We start from the raw sequence: 17131 nt of genomic DNA, 5'->3' as shown, positions 1-17131 counted from the left end.
GATGTCTGTGACTCCTAAGGCCATCCGCCGGTTCTGCATGCTCTCGGGGGCCCTGCTGGCGACGCTCGCGCTCGCCACATCCGTGAGTGCCGCGGCGCCGTTTCCGGCGGCCACCCCGGTGGTGAGTGACGATCTGACGCCGAATCCCTCCGGTAAGGTCGCCGAGCCAGCCGACGACGTGGCACACCCGGGAGTCACCACCGAATGGTGGTACGCGAGCTTCATGGACCCGGCGAGCTTGCGTCAGTTCGTGGTGGCCATCTTCACCGCACCGGTGCCCATGGTCGCCGCGACCATGATGTACGCCGATGGAACCAGCCCGGTGTCGAGGTCGGCGCAGGTACCGGTGCCGTTCGCCGGCGACCCGCACGGCGGGCCGGTGGCCGACGGCCAGCCAGGGGTGCGCACAAGCGGCGGCGAGATCTCCTACGACCGGGCGCGCCACGCCTACCACGTGCGGCTGAACTCTTCGGTCCGGGGCGACGTCTGGCTCGACCGCGGGCAACTGCCCGGCGCGACCGGGATCATCGACCTGCGCAACCAGGGCCAGTGGATGGGCTGGACATCGCCGGTGGCCACCAGCACCGTGACCGGTTGGGTGCAGATGCCTAATGGTCAGCCCATCGACGTGACCGGCTGGCGCGGCTACCACGACCACAACTGGGGCAACTTCACGATGGTCGACCAGGCGGCAGACGGCTGGGAGTGGGGTCTGTCGCACGAACCTGACGGCGGCGCGTCGATCATCGGCGGTCTGGTGCGTCGCGGCGGTCAGTGGACCGGTGCGGTCGTGGACGTGCGGCCGGGCGGTACCCGGGTGTGCACGAGTTCGACGCTGAGCCTCACCGACTGGGTATCCGGACCGACGCCGCTGAGCGGCTCCACGTTCGCGCTGCCCGGCACCATCACCGCTACCTGCGGGCCGCGGGAGCGTTACCACTTCACCAAGACGTTCCACCTGACCGAGCCGGTGGTGGCCGATGAGGGCGTGCTCGCCGCCAGCTTCGAAGCCCCTTACACGACCGTGCCGGACTCGCACGGAATGTTCGAACACATCCGCAGTCTGCTCGCGCGGATCGAGCAGGCGCAACGCTGATGCGGCAGTTCTCCCGCCGGTCGTTCATCGCCGGGACCGCCGGGCTCGGGCTCGCCGCTTCGATGCCCACCGTGCGGGCGCGGGCGTCGGGTGCACGGCGCGTCGCGGTCTTCGGTGGCGGGATGTCGGGCCTGGTCGTTGCCCACGAGCTGGCCGAACGGGGTTTCTCCGTCGACGTCTTCGATGCCCGCCCGGTGTTGGGCGGCAAGGCGCGCAGTTTCGGTGTGCCCGGATCCGCCGCGGGGGGACGTCCGGAGCTGCCCGCCGAGCACGGGTTTCGTTTCTTCCCCGGCTTCTATCGCAACGTGCCCGACTCGATGCGCCGCGTGCCGTTCCCCGGCAACCCGGACGGTGTCCTGGACAACTTGCGCAGGATCTCCGCTATCGGCGACCAGGACGGCTTCGGCGGTGCGGCCAGTTCCGGGCCGGGCCGGTCGATCGCGGGGTTCCTGCCGTCCGACGCGCCCAACGCCGATCCGGGTCGCCTCGACGACCCCGCGTACCTGCGCGAATTGCTGAAAGAGTCGGCGGCACAGTTCGCGGTGACCCCGATGGACCGGCTGCCCGGCGAGATGGCGGACTTCGCCCGGTGCGTCGCGGTCTACGTGACCAGCAGCACCCAGCGTCGACGCGCGGTGTGGGACAACGTCAGCTGGTGGGACTTTCTGCACGCCGCCCAGAAGAGCACCTACTTTCAGCAGACCATCGCGAACATGACGACGATGGGACTGGTCGCGGTCAAGCCGCAAATCTGCAGCGTGTCCTCGGCCGGCAACATTGTCGAGGCGTTCCTGTGGAACGTGCTGCTGCCGCTGCCCGGTCCCGATGACGCTCCCGTCGCGCGGTTTCTCAACGGCCCGACGTCGCAGGTCTGGATCGATCCGTGGGTTAGTGAGCTGCGGCGCCTCGGCGTGCGGTTCCATCTGAACTATCGCCTTGACGCACTGTCGGTCGACGGTGCGCGGGTGCGCGGAGCGCGGGTTGTCGACGGGTCCGGGACCGCACGTTCGGTGGACGCCGACTACTTCGTCTCGGCGATCCCGGTCGACCGTGCCACCGGTGTCCTGACGGCGCCCGCGGTGCTGCGCGCCGACCCCAGCCTGGAAGGCATTCGTGACCTGCGCACCGAATGGATGAACGGGCTGATGATCTACCTGCGCCAGCCGCTGCAGGTGGCCAGGGGAGTGCTCGGGGTGCTCGATCATCCATGGACGCTGAGCGCGGTATCCCAAGCCCACCTGTGGAGTCGCGGGATTTCCGGATACGGCAACGGCCAGGTGAACGAGATTGTGTCCGTGGACATTTCCACCTGGGACCGGCCGGGCATGACCACCACGACCAAACCGGCCCGGGAGTGCACCCGCGAGGAAATCTTCACCGAGGTGTGGGCAACGTTGGTGCAGCGCTTCGGCCCGTACGATCCGTCCCTGGCGCCGGCGAACCTGCACTCATGGTTTCTCGACCCGGCCATCACCTTCGACGGCGGGGTGGTGCGCAATGCCGAGCCGCTGACCGTGCAGACCGTCGGCACCTGGTCGAAGCGGCCCAAGGGGCCGACCGCGATCGGCAACCTGTTCGTTGCGGGCGACTGGATCCAGACCAACGCCAACGTGGTCAGCATGGAGGGCGCCAACGAGGGCGGGCGGATCGTCGCCCAGGCGGTGCTGGACGCCGCCGGCGTCGCCGCTGAACCCGTCGTGCGCTACGACTACTACGTGCCGCCGCAGCTCGACGGGCTCAAGGCGTTGGATGCTCAGCGGTTGGCGGCGGGGCAGCCGAACATCTTCGAGAGCTAAAAGCCCCTGTGCGTGAATTTCCACCGCGGGCGGTGGAAATTCACGCACAGGCGCCCGTCAGGGCGCTACCGGGGCGCTACCGCCACACCTCGTCGATCGGCGTCGCTGCGCTGGGCGGATCGGTCGGCTTGGTGGTCGGAGTGCGCTCGAAGCGCGGCGCGGGCGCGTGCTGGGTGACACCGCCGACCTCGATCAACGAGCCACGCGCCGCCACGTGCGGGTGCTGTGACGCCTCCGCGAACGTCAGGACCGGGCTGGTGCAGGCGTCGGTGTTCTCGAAGATCTTCGCCCACTCGTCGCGGGTCTTGGTCTTGAAGCGCTCGGTGAACACGGCGCGCAGCTTGTCGTGCTGGCTGACGTCGAGCTGCTGCGGCAACTCGGCCGGGTCGAGCTCGAGGCCCTTCAACAGCTCGGCGTAGAACTGCGGCTCGATCGCGCCGACGGCCATGTACTTGCCATCGGCGGTCTCGTAGGTGTCGTAGTAGGGGTGGCCACCGTCGAGGAAGTTCACGCCCCGCTCGTCGGTCCACATGCCCATTCCGCGGAAGCTCCAGATCATGTGCGACAACGCAAGTGCGCCGTCGACCATCGCCGCGTCGATCACCTGACCCTTGCCGGAGCTCTGTCGTTCCACCAGCGCGGCGAGAATGCCGAAGACCAAAAACATCGAGCCGCCGCCGAAGTCGCCGACCATGTTCAGCGGCGGCACCGGCCGCTCACCCTTGCGGCCGATCGCGTGCAGCACGCCGGTGAGCGAGATGTAGTTGATGTCGTGTCCGGCTCGGTCGGCAAACGGGCCGGACTGGCCCCACCCGGTCATCCGGCCGTACACCAGCCGCGGATTGCGCGCGAGCGCGACGTCCGGGCCCAGGCCCATCCGCTCGGTGACGCCTGGCCGGAAGCCCTCGATCAGCACGTCGGCCTTCTCGATCAGCCCCAAGATCTTTTCGATGTCCGCCGGGTCCTTGAGGTTTGCCTCGACGATCGTACGGTTTCGCAACTGCTGGTCGTGCGGGGCGATCAGCCCTGGTCGCTGCACGCGCACCACGTCGGCACCCAGATCGGCGAGCAGGAGAGCAGCGTGTGGGCCCGGGCCGATGCCGGCGAGTTCGATTACGCGAACACCGGTCAGCGGGCCTTGTTTGGGGTGAGCTTCGTTGGACACAGCGTCACGATAACGGGTACTACAGCTTTGGTTGCGGCGCGGGCGCTGCTACCCGGTAGTAGCTGCGCGCGTTGGACTCCAGCACGAGCGGCAGGTCGTCGCCGACGGCCCCAGCGATCAGGTCGATGTCGCCGGGCTCGAAGGGTCGCTCGGCGCGCGTGCCGGGCAGGTCCGAGCCGAACATCAGCGCTTCGGGATTGACGGCATACAGCCGCCGCATGGTGTCGACGACGTCGAACTCTGGATCGAGGCGGCCAAAGCCGGTGGTCTTCACTCGGGCACCGCGGTCGACCAGGTCCAGCAAGTACGGCACGGCCTCCGAGGACAGTCCGAGGTGGTCGATGCTCACCGCTGGCAGTTTGGCCAGCACCGGCTCCAATGAGGCCAGCATCGAGCCGTCGACATACAGTTCGGCGTGCCAGCCCGCAATCTCGTTGGCACGCAACGCTTGATGAGTGAGCAGCGCGATGTCGCTCGCTCCGCGCTTGAGGTTGAAGCGGACCGCCCGCACGCCCATTCGATCCATCTCGGCGATGTCGTCGTCGGAGGCGTCCGGATCGAGCTGCGCAACACCTACCCAGCCCGGACCGAGCTCATCCAGCGCGGCGGCGATACAGGCCGGGTTGGTTCCCTGGTACGACCCGGCAACCACCGCACCGCCGGTGACGTGGAAGCCGGCCATCCGCGCGCGACAGTCGGCGATGGTGAAGTAGTCGGGAAGAAACCCCTCGTTCTCCACCAGCTCGAAGCGTGGATCGATGATGTGCACCAGGGCGTCGAACATGCCTATCAGCATGCCGCAGCGGGTGGTGGTTACACCTTGAGTTTCAGACCTTGTGCGGCTCGCTCGCGCGCAGCATGTCCTCCCGCTCGACCACCTTGATGCGCTCGCGGCCCTCCGGCTCGCCGAGGGAACGCTCGTGTGCGTCCAGGCGGTACCAGCCGTCCCAGGTGGTGAAGGGGATGCCCTTGCCCTCGAGGAACGCGATGACCGCGTCCTCGCTCGGTTCGGCGGCGCCGGCGAAGTTCGGTGCGTCGTCAAGCAGGCAGGCCACCGTCTCGTTGGCGTCGCCCTTCGTGTGGCCGATCAGGCCGACCGGGCCGCGCTTGATCCAGCCGGTGACATACGTGGCTTCGATGTGCTTGCCATGCTCGTCGACAACGCGACCGGCCTCGTTCGGCACGGTGCCGGCCTGGTCGTCGAACGGCAGCGCGGTGATGTTCTGGGACAGGTAGCCGACGGCGCGATAGACGGCCTGAACTTCCCAGTCCCGGGTCTTGCCGGTGCCGCGCACGTTGCCGGTGCCATCGAGTTCGGTGCGCTCCGTGCGCAGGCCCACGACCTTGCCGTCGGAGCCGAGGATCTCGGTGGGCGACTCGAAGAAGTGCAGGTACAGCTTGTGCGGGCGGTCGCCGACGTCACGAATTGCCCAGTCCTGCAGGGTGTTCGCCACCATGTCGACGATCTTCGATTCGCGCCGGGCAACCTCGGACGCCTCGTCGTAGTCGATGTCTTCCGGGTCGACGATCACTTCGATGTTGGGCGAGTGGTCGAGCTCCCGCAGCTCGAGTGGGGTGAACTTGGCCTGCGCCGGTCCGCGGCGGCCGAACACGTGCACCTCGACGGCCTTGTTGGCCTTCAGGCCCTCGTACACGTTGGCGGGAATTTCCGTGGGCAGCAGTTCGTCGCCGGTCTTGGCCAGCACGCGGGCGACGTCGAGGGCCACGTTGCCGACGCCGAGCACGGCGACCTTCTCCGCGTCCAACGGCCAGGTGCGCGGCACATCGGGGTGGCCGTCGTACCAGGACACGAAGTCGGCCGCGCCGAACGAACCGTCGAGGTCGATGCCGGGGATTTCGAGCGCGCGGTCGGCGTTGGCGCCGGTGGAGAAGATCACCGCGTCGTAGAAGTGGCGAAGGTCGTCGAGGGTGATGTCGGTGCCGTAATCGATGTTGCCGAGCAGCCGCACGTGGTCCTTGTCGAGCACCTTGTGCAGGGCGGTGATGATGCCCTTGATGCGCGGGTGGTCGGGCGCGACGCCGTAGCGGATCAGACCGAACGGTGCCGGCATGCGCTCGAACAGGTCGATGCTGACTTCGCAGTCCGACTTCATCAACGCGTCGGCGGCGTAGATACCGGCGGGGCCGGCGCCAATGATGGCAACGCGGAGCGGGCGGTCAGCGCGAGTCTGCTCAGTCATCTTCGACGATTACCTTTTCGATACGGGGGCAAACGGTCCGGGGCGGGGCCTCGTGCGCGTCGTCAGCCATGCTGACTGGCGGCGGGCGTACCACCAGGAAAGGGCCAGTCTATCGCGGCCCGGACCCGGGTTTGCCGCCCGCGGAGGCGGGCAGGAATGATCTGCGCTTATGTCCGACTCCGACGTGACGCCGATCGACAACTCTCATGACGATCGCAGCATTTGGCCATTCCTCGCTGCCGCAGCGGTCATCGTGGTGATCGTGCTCGGCGTCGTGCTGGCGGAGCTGATCTCACCGGCGGCTGAGAACATCACCGACGCCGACCGCGTCCGAACGGCCGTCACCAACTTCGTCGGATTCCGAAATGCGGGCACTGACCAGCAGAAACGCTCGGCGGTGTGCTCGGGATTCGACACGGCTCGCTCGCCGTTGAAGGGTATCGACACCAAGGTCGATCTCGGCGCGGTGGAGAACATCAAGATCACCGGCGACCGCGCCAAGGCGGACGTGGTGTTCACGCCGGAGGGCAAGAAGGAGCAGCGCGCCAACTGGTCGTTGGTCCGCCAGAACGGCAAATGGTTGGTGTGCGACTAATCACAGTCCGCTTTGGGGTCGTGTGAGCCGGAAGTGAGTTGACAAAACGCCGCCGCTGCCGGTAATTCTCAGCAGAGGTCATGAGTGCCAGTGTCAAAGCCCCGGCTTGCTGGCCGGCAACCCTCCTCCGCGGTGGGGTGCTCCGGGTGACGACCTGGCCGCGCGACCGACCCGGACGCGGCAAGTGCGGACTCCCTGCAGGCCGGTGAGTCCATCTCCAGAGAGGCTGTTCGAACCGTGACCTATGCAGGCGATATCACTCCGCAGCAGGCCTGGGATCTGCTGTGTACCGAGCCGGGCGCCGTCCTCGTGGACGTGCGTACCGAAGCGGAATGGCGTTATGTCGGTGTGCCCGACACGTCGACGACCGGACGCCCGACCTACCTCATCGAGTGGGTGACCTATCCGGGCGGCACCCGCAACGACAACTTCGTCGATCAGCTTCGCGAGGCGGGCGTCGACTCGGGGCCTGTGGTGTTTCTGTGCCGGTCCGGCCAGCGGTCGATCGGCGCGGCCAAGGCGGCGACAGCGGCGGGCATCGAGCCGGCGTACAACGTGCTCGAGGGTTTCGAAGGCCCGATCGACGAGCACGGCCATCGCGGCGGTTCCGGTTGGCGGGCCATCGGGTTGCCCTGGCGGCAGTCATGAGCCGGATAACGGGCGGCGCCTTCGACCGGCCGCTGCCAGAGAACGTCCGGCCCGCGACTTTGAGCGTGCGCGGCGGTGTGAGCCGCTCCGGCTTCGAGGAGACTTCCGAGGCCCTGTACCTGACTTCGGGTTTCGTCTACGAGAGCGCAGGCGCTGCCGAGGCGGCCTTCACCGGTGAAGTGGACCACTTCGTCTACTCCCGCTACGGCAACCCCACGGTGGCGATGTTCGAGGACCGCATGCGGTTGCTCGATGGCGCGGAAGCCTGTTTCGCGACCGCGAGCGGCATGTCCGCGGTGTTTACCGCACTCGGCGCGCTGCTGGGCGCCGGGGATCGATTGGTGGCCGCGCGCAGCCTGTTCGGCTCGTGTTTCGTTGTGTGCAACGAGATTCTGCCGCGGTGGGGTGTCGAGACCGTTTTCGTCGACGGCGATGATCTGGACCAGTGGGAGCAGGCGCTCTCTGTCGAGACAAAAGCTGTGTTCTTCGAGACGCCTTCGAACCCCATGCAGACCCTCGTCGACGTGCCGAGAGTCTGCGAACTGGCCCACGCCGCTGGTGCAAAAGTCGTGCTGGACAACGTCTTTGCCACTCCGCTACTACAGCGCAGCTTCGACCTCGGCGCCGATGTGGTGGTGTACTCGGGCACCAAGCACATCGACGGCCAGGGCCGGGTGCTCGGCGGCGCGATCCTCGGTGAGCAGGAGTACATCGAAGGTCCGGTGAAAACCCTTATGCGCCATACCGGTCCGGCGCTGAGCCCGTTCAATGCGTGGACGCTGCTCAAAGGCATCGAGACCATGCCGCTGCGTGTTGAGCACAGCGTGCGGTCGGCTTTGCGGATCGCCGAGTTCCTCGAAGGCCATTCGGCGGTCAGCTGGGTGAAATACCCGTATCTGCAGTCACATCCGCAGTACGAACTGGCACGGCGGCAGATGAGCGGCGGCGGCACCGTGATCACCTTCGAGTTGAATGCCGCCGAGGGCGAGGGCAAGAAGCGGGCCTTCGAGGTGCTCGACGCGCTCCGCATCATCGACATCTCGAACAACCTCGGTGACGCCAAGACGCTGATCACTCATCCCGCTACCACGACGCACCGCGCCATGGGCCCGGAAGGCCGTGCGGCCATCGGGATCACGGACGCCGTTGTGCGCGTTTCCGTCGGCCTCGAGGATGTCGAGGATCTGCTCGAGGATCTGGATCAGGCGCTGAAGTAGCGAGCACTGCACTGGTTGTCCACTCTTGGGTGGTCTGACGCGCGATCGTGCACTCCAGGTGGCGAGGATGGACACTCAGTGCAATGGTCTTCGCTATGCGAACGGGTCCGTCGTCTTCCCGATCAGGTCGGCGACGGATTCCAGCACGAGGGTCGGCCGATACGGATACAGCTCGACGGTTTCCTTGGTCGAAATTCCACTGAGTACCAGGATGGTTCGCAGGCCGGCCTCGAGTCCGGACACCACATCGGTGTCCATCCGGTCGCCGATCATGAGGGTGTTCTCCGAGTGGGCGCCGATCGCCCGCAGCGCCGAACGCATCATCAGCGGATTCGGCTTGCCCACGTAATACGGTTCGCGCCCGGTCGCCCGGGTGATCAGCGCCGCGACGGATCCGGTGGCGGGCAGCAACCCGTCCCGCGACGGTCCGGTGGCGTCCGGATTGGTGGCGATGAATCGGGAACCGCGCTCGACGAGTCGGATGGCTGTGGTGATCGCCTCGAAGGAGTAGGTGCGCGTTTCGCCGAGCACGACGTAGTCGGGATCGCTGTCGGTGAGGACGTAACCGATATCGTGCAGCGCGGTGGTCAGCCCGGATTCGCCGACGACGTACGCGCTGCCGCCCGGTCGCTGGTTGCCCAGGAAGGTGGCGGTCGCCAGCGCGGACGTCCAGATCGAGGTCTCCGGAATGTCGAGACCGGTTCGGCTCAGCCGCGCGTGCAGGTCACGCGGTGTCCGGATCGAGTTGTTGGTGAGGACGAGGAACGGAATGTCGTTGTCGCGTAGCTCTTGCAGGAACACGTCGACACCTGGAATCAGGTGCTCCTCATGCACGAGCACACCATCCATGTCCATGAGATAGGAAAGCTTGTCGTCGCTCACGCGTCCCATCTTGCCGGTTGCCCACCGGTTTCGTCAGGCAAGTAGCCGCCACAGTCCGATTAGGCCGACCACGACAATCACCCCGCGTAGTGCCGTCGGGGACAACTTGCGACCGAATTTTGCGCCGAGCACGCCGCCAATCAGCGACCCGAGAGCAATGAGACCGGCCGATTCCCAGCTAATCTGACCGAATCGGAAAATTGTATAGGCAACTGCGGCAACAATATTCACGATCAACGACAACAGGTTCTTGGCCGCGTTCATGCGCTGCATGCTCTCGGGCAGGATTGCGCCCATCACGCCCATCAGCAGAATGCCTTGTGCGGCTGTGAAATACCCGCCGTACACGCCGACCAGGAAGGTGCCAATAGTCAGCAGCGCCAAACGCCCGGGGTGCAAACCCGTCTCATGATCGGCGCGCGCTGCCGTCCATCGCTGGATGCGCGGTTGCAGCACAACGAGAACCAGCGCGAGCACGAGCAGCACCGGAACGACGGATTCGAACACCTTCGCGGGCAGATGTAGCAGCAACCACGATCCGAGGACCGCGCCGGTAAGCGATGCCGGTATCTGCCACCGCAACCGATGTGCCTGACCGCTGAGTTCCCGCCGGTACCCCCACGTTCCGGAAACGCCGCCCGCGACCAGGCCGACAGCGTTCGACATCGTCGCGGTCACGGGCGGAAAGCCGAAGGCCACCAGCGTGGGAAAGGTGATCAGGGTGCCGCTGCCGACGAGGGCGTTGATCGCGCCGGCACCGATGCCAGCGGCGAAGATCGCGATGGCTTGCCACAGGGTCACCCGGCGAGAGTACGTGGTGGGAATGCGGGCAAAGGCGATCGGTGACTACGCTCGGACGCAAGAGCACAGGAGGCGACATGAGCGACCGGGGTCGGGCGCGAATGGCGCCGACCGGGTGCGGGTGCCCCGCAAAAACACAGGAGGCGACGTGGCAGATCTGAAGCTCGGATACAAAGCCTCGGCTGAGCAGTTCGGCCCGCGGGAGCTGGTGGAGCTTGCGGTGCTGGCCGAGCAGCACGGCATGGATAGCGCGACCGTCAGCGACCACTTTCAACCATGGCGGCATCAAGGTGGGCACGCGCCGTTTTCATTGGCCTGGATGACGGCGGTCGGCGAACGTACCGAACGGATTCTGCTCGGCACCTCGGTGATGACGCCGACCTTTCGGTATAACCCGGCGGTGGTGGCGCAGGCCTTTGCCACGATGGGCTGCCTCTACCCGGGCCGGGTGATGCTCGGTGTAGGCACCGGCGAGGCGCTGAACGAGATCGCGACTGGATATGCCGGTGAGTGGCCGGAGTTCAAGGAGCGCTTTGCCCGCCTGCGGGAATCGGTGCAGTTGATGCGCGAACTCTGGACCGGCGACCGGGTCGACTTCGAAGGCGAGTATTACCGAACCAAAGGGGCGTCCATCTACGACGTTCCCGAAGGGGGCATCCCGATCTACATCGCCGCCGGCGGACCTGTTGTGGCGCGCTATGCCGGCCGTGCGGGTGACGGCTTCATCTGCACGTCCGGCAAGGGGATGGACCTCTACACCGAGAAGCTGATGCCGGCGGTCGCCGAAGGTTGCGAGAAAGCCGGCCGAAGCCTGTCCGATATCGACAAGATGATCGAGATCAAGATTTCCTACGACACCGATCCCGAACTCGCGTTGGAGAACACCCGGTTCTGGGCGCCACTGTCGCTGACGGCCGAGCAGAAGCACGACATCGATGATCCGATCGAGATGGAAGCCGCGGCCGATGCGCTGCCGATCGAACAGGTGGCCAAGCGCTGGATTGTCGGCTCCGACCCGGACGACGTGGTCACCCGCATCCAGCCGTACGTCGAGGCCGGTCTCAACCATCTGGTGTTCCACGCGCCTGGTCATGACCAGCGCCGATTCCTCGACCTGTTCGAGCGCGACCTGGCACCCCGGTTGCGCGCGATCTAAGCGCTACGCGGGGCTCAGGGCGAACACGCGGATGTCGCGATCGGTTCGGTTTCGATAGGTGTCGTACACCGACACCATGTCGATGAACGCTTTGTAGGCCGCGGCCTTTTCGTCACCAGCCAGCTGCGTCGCGGTCACGGCGACGTCCTTGCCGCCGATCGTCACGATCGCATTCGGGTCAGCCAGCAGGTTCGACGTCCACGCGGGGTGCTGATCCTGACCGAAATTGCTGCCGACCACGATCAGTCGGTTGCCGTCGCGGACGTAGAGCAGCGGTGTGGTTCTTGGCTGCCCCGATTTGCGGCCTGTCGTCGTCAGCAGCATGGTCGGCGCGCCGATCGGCCCGAGCATCGTGTACCTGCCGCGCGAGCGCCGCAGCAGCCGGCGATCCAGTGGGGTGAGTGTGCGGATGGTCCACGAACCGAACTTGGTGCCGGCGAAAGCCGTAGCGGGCTTGCGTAGCTTGCTGGATTCCGAACCCCAGCGGACGTCGGGAAATGGCGAATCGGTCACCGGTCGAGTATGCGCCGCGATCGCGCATGTAGGTCGAAACACCGCAAAGCTGAGCGCCGCGGAGTCGCCGTCTAATGTTGGCCACCATGTCGACCGGAAATGGGGCTTCGCGTACCTCCAGCGTCTATATCGCCTCGCCCGAGGGCGACACCGGTAAGTCCACCGTCGCTCTCGGCGTATTGCAGATGCTGTGTGCCACCACCGCGCGGGCGGGGGTGTTCCGGCCGATTGCGCGTTCGGCGGACAAGCATGACTACATCCTGGAATTGCTGCTCGAGCACACCAGCGCCGATGTCAGCTACGAGCAGGCCCTTGGCGTTACCTACCAGCAGGTGCACGACGATCCCGAGGCGGCGCTGAGCGAGATCGTGATGCGGTACCACGCGGTGGCCGAGCAGTGCGACGCCGTGCTGATCGTCGGTAGCGACTACACCGACGTCGCCAGCCCGAGCGAACTGCATTTCAACGCGCGTATTGCTGTGAACCTCGGCGCGCCGGTGTTGCTGACGGTGCGCGGCGCGGGTCGTACGCCGGACGAGGTGCTGCAGCTTGTCCGCGTGTGTCAGCAGGAACTCGAGATCGAGCACGCGCACCTCGTCGGTGTGGTGGCGAACCGGTGCGACCCCGGCCAATTGGATGCGGTGTCGGATGCGCTCGCGGTCGTCGGAGTGCCGAGTTGGACGCTGCCGGAGGTACCGCTGCTAATGGCGCCCACCATGGAGGAATTGCGGGTTGCGATCGGCGGCGAGTTGTACAGCGGGGATCCGGAACTGCTGCAGCGCGAGGTAATGCGGGTGATGGTCGGCGGCATGACCGCTGAGCACATCTTGGAGCGCATCAGCGACGGCGCGGTGGTCATTGCGCCGGGTGACCGTACGGATGTGCTGCTGGGGTTGGTAAATGCTCATGAGGCGGAAGGTTTTCCGTCGCTGGCCGGGATCGTCATGAATGGCGGTATGCGGCCGCACCCATCGATAGCGAAACTCGTTGCCGGGCTGAAGCCACGGCTGCCGATTCTCACCACGGACCTGGGCACCTTCGACACGGCGAGCGCCGCCGCGCGCACGCGCGGTCGGGTTGCGGTCGGCTCGCCGCGCAAGGTCGACACAGCGTTGAGCCTGATGGAACAGCGGGTGGACGCGGCCGAGCTGTTGAAGCTCATCGACGTGCCGATTCCGTCGGTGGTGACGCCGCAGATGTTCGAATATCAGCTCATTGACAGGGCTCGAAAGGCCAAGCGACACATCGTTCTTCCCGAGGGCGACGACGACCGTATTCTGCGCGCTGCCGGTCGGGTACTGCAGCGACGCATTGCCGACCTCACGATCCTTGGCGATGAGTCTTTTGTCCGCGGTCGGGCGGCGGAGCTTGGGGTGGACCTCAGCCGCGCGACCGTGTTGAACCCGAAAGACTCCCGCTACATCGACCAGTTCGCCGAGGAATATGCGCGGCTCCGCAAGCATAAGGGCATGACGGTCGACCGGGCGCGCGAGATCGTCACCGACATCTCCTATTTCGGAACGATGATGGTGCAGTGCGGAATTGCCGACGGCATGGTCTCCGGAGCGGCGCACACCACCGCGCACACGATTCGGCCCGCGTTCGAGATCATCAAGACCCAGCCGGGCGTATCGACGGTGTCCAGCGTCTTCCTAATGTGTCTGGCGGATCGCGTGCTCGCCTACGGCGACTGCGCGGTAGTGCCGGATCCGACGGCGGAACAGCTTGCCGACATTGCCATTTCGTCTGCGCAGACCGCGGCGCAGTTCGAGATCGAGCCGCGGATCGCGATGTTGTCCTATTCCACTGGCGATTCGGGTTCGGGCGCCGACGTGGACAAAGTTCGCGCGGCCACCAAGTTGGTCCGGGAGCGACGGCCGGACCTGTTGGTGGAAGGTCCGATTCAGTATGACGCGGCCATCGAGCCGACTGTTGCGCAGTCCAAGCTGCCCGGTTCCGAGGTGGCTGGGCGGGCAACGGTGTTCATTTTCCCGGATCTGAATACGGGCAACAACACCTACAAGGCTGTGCAGCGCAGCGCCGGTGCCGTCGCGGTGGGGCCGGTGCTGCAGGGTTTGCGCAAGCCGGTCAATGATCTGTCGAGGGGCGCGTTGATTGCGGATATCGTGAACACGGTGGCGATTACGGCGATTCAAGCCGGGGCGAGCGAAGCGACGGGGGAAACGGCCGGGGCGAGCGAAGCGACGGGTAATACGACTGGGGCGAGTGAGGGCGAATGACTGAGCGTGTTCGAATGAGTGACCGCGTTCTCGTCATCAACTCCGGTTCTTCGTCGCTGAAATACCAACTGGTCGATGTGGACAGCGGAACGGCGCTCGCGTCCGGATTGGTGGAGCGCATCGGCGAGGAGACCGGTGATGTGGTGCATCGGTCGGTCGATGGCGAGCCGATCAAGCTGCAGGTGAAGATCGCCGACCATGCCGCCGGTTTGCGACTTGCTTTCGACATGCTCGAGCGCACCGGAATGTCGTTGAGCGGTTCGAGTATTGCCGCGGTGGGTCACCGGGTGGTCCATGGCGGTGAGGTCTTCTATCGACCGACGCTCATCACCGACGAAGTGATGAAGGAGATCGACCGCCTTTCTGCGCTTGCGCCGCTGCACAATCCCGCCAATATCATCGGGATCGAGAGTGCGCGAGAGCTTCTGCCGCAGGTGCCGCACGTGGCGGTGTTCGACACCGCGTTCTTTCATGGGCTTCCCGACGCCGCGGCCACATACGCGATCGACTCGGAAGTTGCTCGCGAACACGGCATTCGCCGCTACGGATTCCACGGCACATCGCACGAGTACGTCTCTGGTCAGGTAGCGCAGGTGCTGGGTCGGCCGCTCGACCAGCTCAAACAGATTGTGCTGCACCTTGGCAATGGCGCCTCGGCGTCGGCTGTGCGGTACGGCCGCGCCATCGACACCAGCATGGGTATGACTCCGCTGGAGGGGCTGGTGATGGGAACCCGTTGCGGGGACATCGATCCGGGCATCATCATGCATTTGCGCCGTAGCGCCGATATGGACGTCGATCAGATCGACCAGTTGCTGAATCGGCGGTCGGGTCTGAAGGGCTTGTGCGGCGACAACGATTTCCGCGAGGTGCGCCGGATGATCGAATCCGGGGACTCCGCAGCACAATTGGCCTACGACGTGTATGTGCATCGGTTGCGACGCTATATCGGTGCCTACATGATCGAGTTGGGCGGCGTCGATGCCATTACGTTCACTGCCGGTGTGGGAGAGAACAGCCCGACGGTACGGGCGGACGCGCTCGCAGGCCTCGAGAGTTTCGGGATCGCAATAGACCAAGACCGAAACAACTCGCAAAGCCGTGCCGCACGGGTCATTTCGATCGACGACGCCAGGGTAAAGGTTCTCGTCGTGCCAACCAACGAGGAACTCGCAATCGCCCGTGCGTCGATTGCATGTATCGCCGCCGACTAGAACGGTGGTGGTTCGTCGTCGGGTTCGGGTGGGGGTTTCTGTTTGAGTGGTCCGTTGCCGATGGTGGGGGTGAGTTGTTGTGGCGGAGCGGTGATTCCGGCTCCGGCGGGCAGGGTGAGGTAGGTGTCGCCGTAGCTGTTGGTCCAGGCGATGACGGCGCCGGGCAGCATGCGGGCGTGCCAGAGTTTCATGGTTTTGAGCATGTGGTGCTGCAGGCATAGTGCTTGCAGGTTGGTCACGGTGGTCAGTCCACCGGCCAGCGGGTTGTCGTGGCGGAAGGGCTCGACGTGGTCGAGTTGGCAGGCCGCGGCGGCTCGGCGGCAGCCGGGGAAGCGGCAGTGCCGGTCGCGGGCGCGCACGATGGCGGCGGTGTCGGCGTCGGGCCGGTAGATCAACGCGCGTGGGGGTGGTGGCCCGCCGCCGGTGCCGGGTGCGGTGGTGAGCAGGTGGGGGTTGTCGGCCAGGGCGCGGGTGATGAGCTCGGTGAGCCCGGCGGTGCCCAGCACCGGCGCGGCGGGGGTGGTGAACGCGGTGACGGTGCCGGGTTCGGGCAGCCAGCCGGCGCGGTGGCGGGTGCCGCGGGCGTGGAAGATGCTGCCGGCCAACCGGTTGATCGCCGCGGCCAACTGGGCCGACGGTGTCGGTGGGTGATCGGGCAGGTCGGTGTCGGCGGAGTCGGGCGGCGCCGAGTCGGTGACCGCGTCCTCGGGTGCCGGGCGCTCGGGTGCGTCGACCGAACCGTCTTGCTCGGCACCGCTTTGCCCGGCGTCGGCCTCGAGCTCCGTCGCGGCGAGCGGGTCGTCCGCCCTCGACGAGCCCGGCTCCGCACCCGAATCCGAGTGCTGGGCGGCGTCTTGGGAATCGTCACGATCGTTGTCGGCGTCTTCGCTGGTGCCGGCCGCCGCGGCGGCCTGGTCTGTGATCTCGGCCGCTGCGAGTGGGTCCTCGGTGTTCGCAGCGTCCGCCTCGTCATCCGAACGGGAGTGTGCTGCAGCGTCTTCGAGATCCTCCCCGGCGCCGGCGTTTGTGTCCTCGTCGGTGTCGGTGTCGTCGGTGTCGGTGGTGATGAGGCCGAGTTGGGTGGCGAGGTCGTAGGCCTGGGTGAGCATGGCCTGCCAGGTGCCGTCGCTGGCGAGTTGGCGGGCCAACTCGGCGTCGATGGGTCCGTGCCCGTGTAGGTAGGCGGGGTTGGACAGCAACCCGAGCAGGGTGGCCACGTCGATGCTGATCTGCACCAGGGGTTTACGTCGCAGGCTCGGTACGGGTTGGCCGGCCACCGCGCAGTCGTCGCGTCCGCAGGTGCACTCGAGGGCGGTTTCGCCGTGCATGATGGCGGTGAACGCGTCGGCGAGGCGGTATTGGCGGGCGCGGCGGTCATACCGGCACACGGTGTCGGCGACCTCGCACACCCGCTGCCAGGCGGCTTCGGCTTCGTCGGGTTCCAGATCCACCTGCAACCGGGCCATGTCACCGAGGGCGCGTTTGCTGATCTTGCGGAACATCTTCGTGTCGGCGCGCAGTTCGGCGTATTCGTCGGGGGCGGTGCGCATCAAGATGGCGTCGATCTCGCTGCCCAACGGCCCCGGCGACAGGGTGCGGGCGGCGGC

15 protein-coding genes and 1 riboswitch are annotated in these 17131 nt (G+C 66.2%); of the genes, 8 read left to right on the top strand and 7 right to left on the bottom strand.

Going from position 1 to position 17131, the window contains the following annotated elements; all coding sequences use genetic code 11:
• Nucleotide 1: 1 nt before the first annotated feature.
• Together FOS14_RS20555 and FOS14_RS20550 are read left to right on the top strand one after the other, a co-directional pair.
• Nucleotides 2-1096, top strand: a complete 1095-nt coding sequence (locus FOS14_RS20555) for a hypothetical protein (protein ID WP_143772703.1) — start codon at nucleotides 2-4, stop codon at nucleotides 1094-1096.
• Complete coding sequence (locus FOS14_RS20550) at nucleotides 1096-2892, top strand: FAD-dependent oxidoreductase (protein WP_143772702.1); 1797 nt, start codon at nucleotides 1096-1098, stop codon at nucleotides 2890-2892. Before FOS14_RS20555 ends, FOS14_RS20550 begins: the two co-directional genes overlap by 1 nt.
• Before the next feature lie 76 nt (nucleotides 2893-2968).
• Here FOS14_RS20550 and FOS14_RS20545 read toward each other — a convergent pair whose 3' ends face one another.
• The 3 genes from FOS14_RS20545 to FOS14_RS20535 are packed head-to-tail and all read right to left on the bottom strand — an operon-like array spanning nucleotide 2969 to nucleotide 6258.
• Complete coding sequence (locus tag FOS14_RS20545; RefSeq protein ID WP_143772701.1) at nucleotides 2969-4057, bottom strand: CaiB/BaiF CoA-transferase family protein; 1089 nt, start codon at nucleotides 4055-4057, stop codon at nucleotides 2969-2971.
• Nucleotides 4058-4076: 19 nt separating this feature from the next.
• Entirely contained in the window at nucleotides 4077-4841 is a 765-nt protein-coding gene (locus FOS14_RS20540) for an amidohydrolase family protein (RefSeq protein WP_143772700.1), read from the bottom strand.
• A gap of 43 nt (nucleotides 4842-4884) precedes the next feature.
• Nucleotides 4885-6258 (bottom strand): FAD-dependent oxidoreductase, encoded by a 1374-nt coding sequence (locus tag FOS14_RS20535; RefSeq protein ID WP_143772699.1) that lies wholly within the window; start codon nucleotides 6256-6258, stop codon nucleotides 4885-4887.
• 169 nt (nucleotides 6259-6427) lie between these two features.
• On the opposite strand from FOS14_RS20535, the gene FOS14_RS20530 reads away from it, so the two are divergent.
• The 3 genes from FOS14_RS20530 (at nucleotide 6428) to FOS14_RS20520 (ending at nucleotide 8718) form a co-directional block, all read left to right on the top strand.
• The gene (locus FOS14_RS20530) at nucleotides 6428-6853 is read left to right on the top strand and encodes a hypothetical protein (RefSeq protein WP_143772698.1); all 426 of its coding nucleotides are present in this window, start codon (nucleotides 6428-6430) and stop codon (nucleotides 6851-6853) included.
• Between the two features lie 76 nt (nucleotides 6854-6929).
• Nucleotides 6930-7046: riboswitch (SAM riboswitch) on the top strand.
• Nucleotides 7047-7090: 44 nt separating this feature from the next.
• The gene (locus tag FOS14_RS20525; RefSeq protein WP_143772697.1) at nucleotides 7091-7501 is read left to right on the top strand and encodes a rhodanese-like domain-containing protein; all 411 of its coding nucleotides are present in this window, start codon (nucleotides 7091-7093) and stop codon (nucleotides 7499-7501) included.
• Entirely contained in the window at nucleotides 7498-8718 is a 1221-nt protein-coding gene (locus tag FOS14_RS20520; RefSeq protein WP_143772696.1) for an O-succinylhomoserine sulfhydrylase, read from the top strand. The genes FOS14_RS20525 and FOS14_RS20520 overlap by 4 nt, the downstream gene beginning before the upstream one ends.
• Before the next feature lie 93 nt (nucleotides 8719-8811).
• On the opposite strand, the gene FOS14_RS20515 is transcribed toward FOS14_RS20520, so the two are convergent.
• Nucleotides 8812-9573: an HAD-IIA family hydrolase gene (locus FOS14_RS20515; protein ID WP_185981873.1), complete on the bottom strand. Its 762-nt coding sequence runs from the start codon at nucleotides 9571-9573 to the stop codon at nucleotides 8812-8814.
• 60 nt (nucleotides 9574-9633) lie between these two features.
• A complete protein-coding gene (locus tag FOS14_RS20510; RefSeq protein WP_143772694.1) occupies nucleotides 9634-10401 on the bottom strand; it encodes a sulfite exporter TauE/SafE family protein in 768 nt (255 codons plus the stop codon).
• 148 nt (nucleotides 10402-10549) lie between these two features.
• On the opposite strand from FOS14_RS20510, the gene fgd reads away from it, so the two are divergent.
• Nucleotides 10550-11557, top strand: a complete 1008-nt coding sequence (gene fgd, locus FOS14_RS20505; RefSeq protein WP_143772693.1) for a glucose-6-phosphate dehydrogenase (coenzyme-F420) — start codon at nucleotides 10550-10552, stop codon at nucleotides 11555-11557.
• A gap of 3 nt (nucleotides 11558-11560) precedes the next feature.
• On the opposite strand, the gene FOS14_RS20500 is transcribed toward fgd, so the two are convergent.
• Nucleotides 11561-12070, bottom strand: a complete 510-nt coding sequence (locus FOS14_RS20500) for a nitroreductase/quinone reductase family protein (RefSeq protein ID WP_143772692.1) — start codon at nucleotides 12068-12070, stop codon at nucleotides 11561-11563.
• An 86-nt stretch (nucleotides 12071-12156) separates the two neighbouring features.
• Between FOS14_RS20500 and pta the strand changes: the two genes are divergently transcribed.
• Both pta and FOS14_RS20490 read left to right on the top strand, forming a co-directional pair.
• Nucleotides 12157-14310 (top strand): phosphate acetyltransferase, encoded by a 2154-nt coding sequence (gene pta / locus FOS14_RS20495; RefSeq protein ID WP_143772691.1) that lies wholly within the window; start codon nucleotides 12157-12159, stop codon nucleotides 14308-14310.
• Between the two features lie 14 nt (nucleotides 14311-14324).
• Nucleotides 14325-15524: an acetate kinase gene (locus FOS14_RS20490; protein WP_143772690.1), complete on the top strand. Its 1200-nt coding sequence runs from the start codon at nucleotides 14325-14327 to the stop codon at nucleotides 15522-15524.
• Here FOS14_RS20490 and FOS14_RS24840 read toward each other — a convergent pair.
• Nucleotides 15521-17131 (bottom strand): HNH endonuclease signature motif containing protein (locus tag FOS14_RS24840; protein WP_185981865.1); only part of this gene is annotated, 1611 nt, incomplete at its 5' end. The two genes, FOS14_RS20490 and FOS14_RS24840, sit on opposite strands and share 4 nt — an antisense overlap.

It is taken from the genome of Skermania sp. ID1734 (assembly GCF_007489285.1).
Classification (GTDB): domain Bacteria; phylum Actinomycetota; class Actinomycetes; order Mycobacteriales; family Mycobacteriaceae; genus ID1734.
Note: the sequence above shows the minus strand (reverse complement) of the source record. Positions and strands in the feature narration are given on the sequence as shown.

Bases quoted from the DNA above. Each gene is read 5' to 3' on its own strand.
- FOS14_RS20555 (WP_143772703.1), top strand. From the start codon at position 2: ATGTCTGTGACTCCTAAGGCCATCCGCCGGTTCTGCATGCTCTCGGGG.
- FOS14_RS20550 (WP_143772702.1), top strand. From the start codon at position 1,096: ATGCGGCAGTTCTCCCGCCGGTCGTTCATCGCCGGGACCGCCGGGCTC.
- FOS14_RS20540 (WP_143772700.1), bottom strand. From the start codon at position 4,841: ATGTTCGACGCCCTGGTGCACATCATCGATCCACGCTTCGAGCTGGTG.
- FOS14_RS20535 (WP_143772699.1), bottom strand. From the start codon at position 6,258: ATGACTGAGCAGACTCGCGCTGACCGCCCGCTCCGCGTTGCCATCATT.
- FOS14_RS20530 (WP_143772698.1), top strand. From the start codon at position 6,428: ATGTCCGACTCCGACGTGACGCCGATCGACAACTCTCATGACGATCGC.
- FOS14_RS20520 (WP_143772696.1), top strand. From the start codon at position 7,498: ATGAGCCGGATAACGGGCGGCGCCTTCGACCGGCCGCTGCCAGAGAAC.
- FOS14_RS20515 (WP_185981873.1), bottom strand. From the start codon at position 9,573: ATGGACATGGATGGTGTGCTCGTGCATGAGGAGCACCTGATTCCAGGT.
- pta (WP_143772691.1), top strand. From the start codon at position 12,157: ATGTCGACCGGAAATGGGGCTTCGCGTACCTCCAGCGTCTATATCGCC.
- FOS14_RS20490 (WP_143772690.1), top strand. From the start codon at position 14,325: ATGAGTGACCGCGTTCTCGTCATCAACTCCGGTTCTTCGTCGCTGAAA.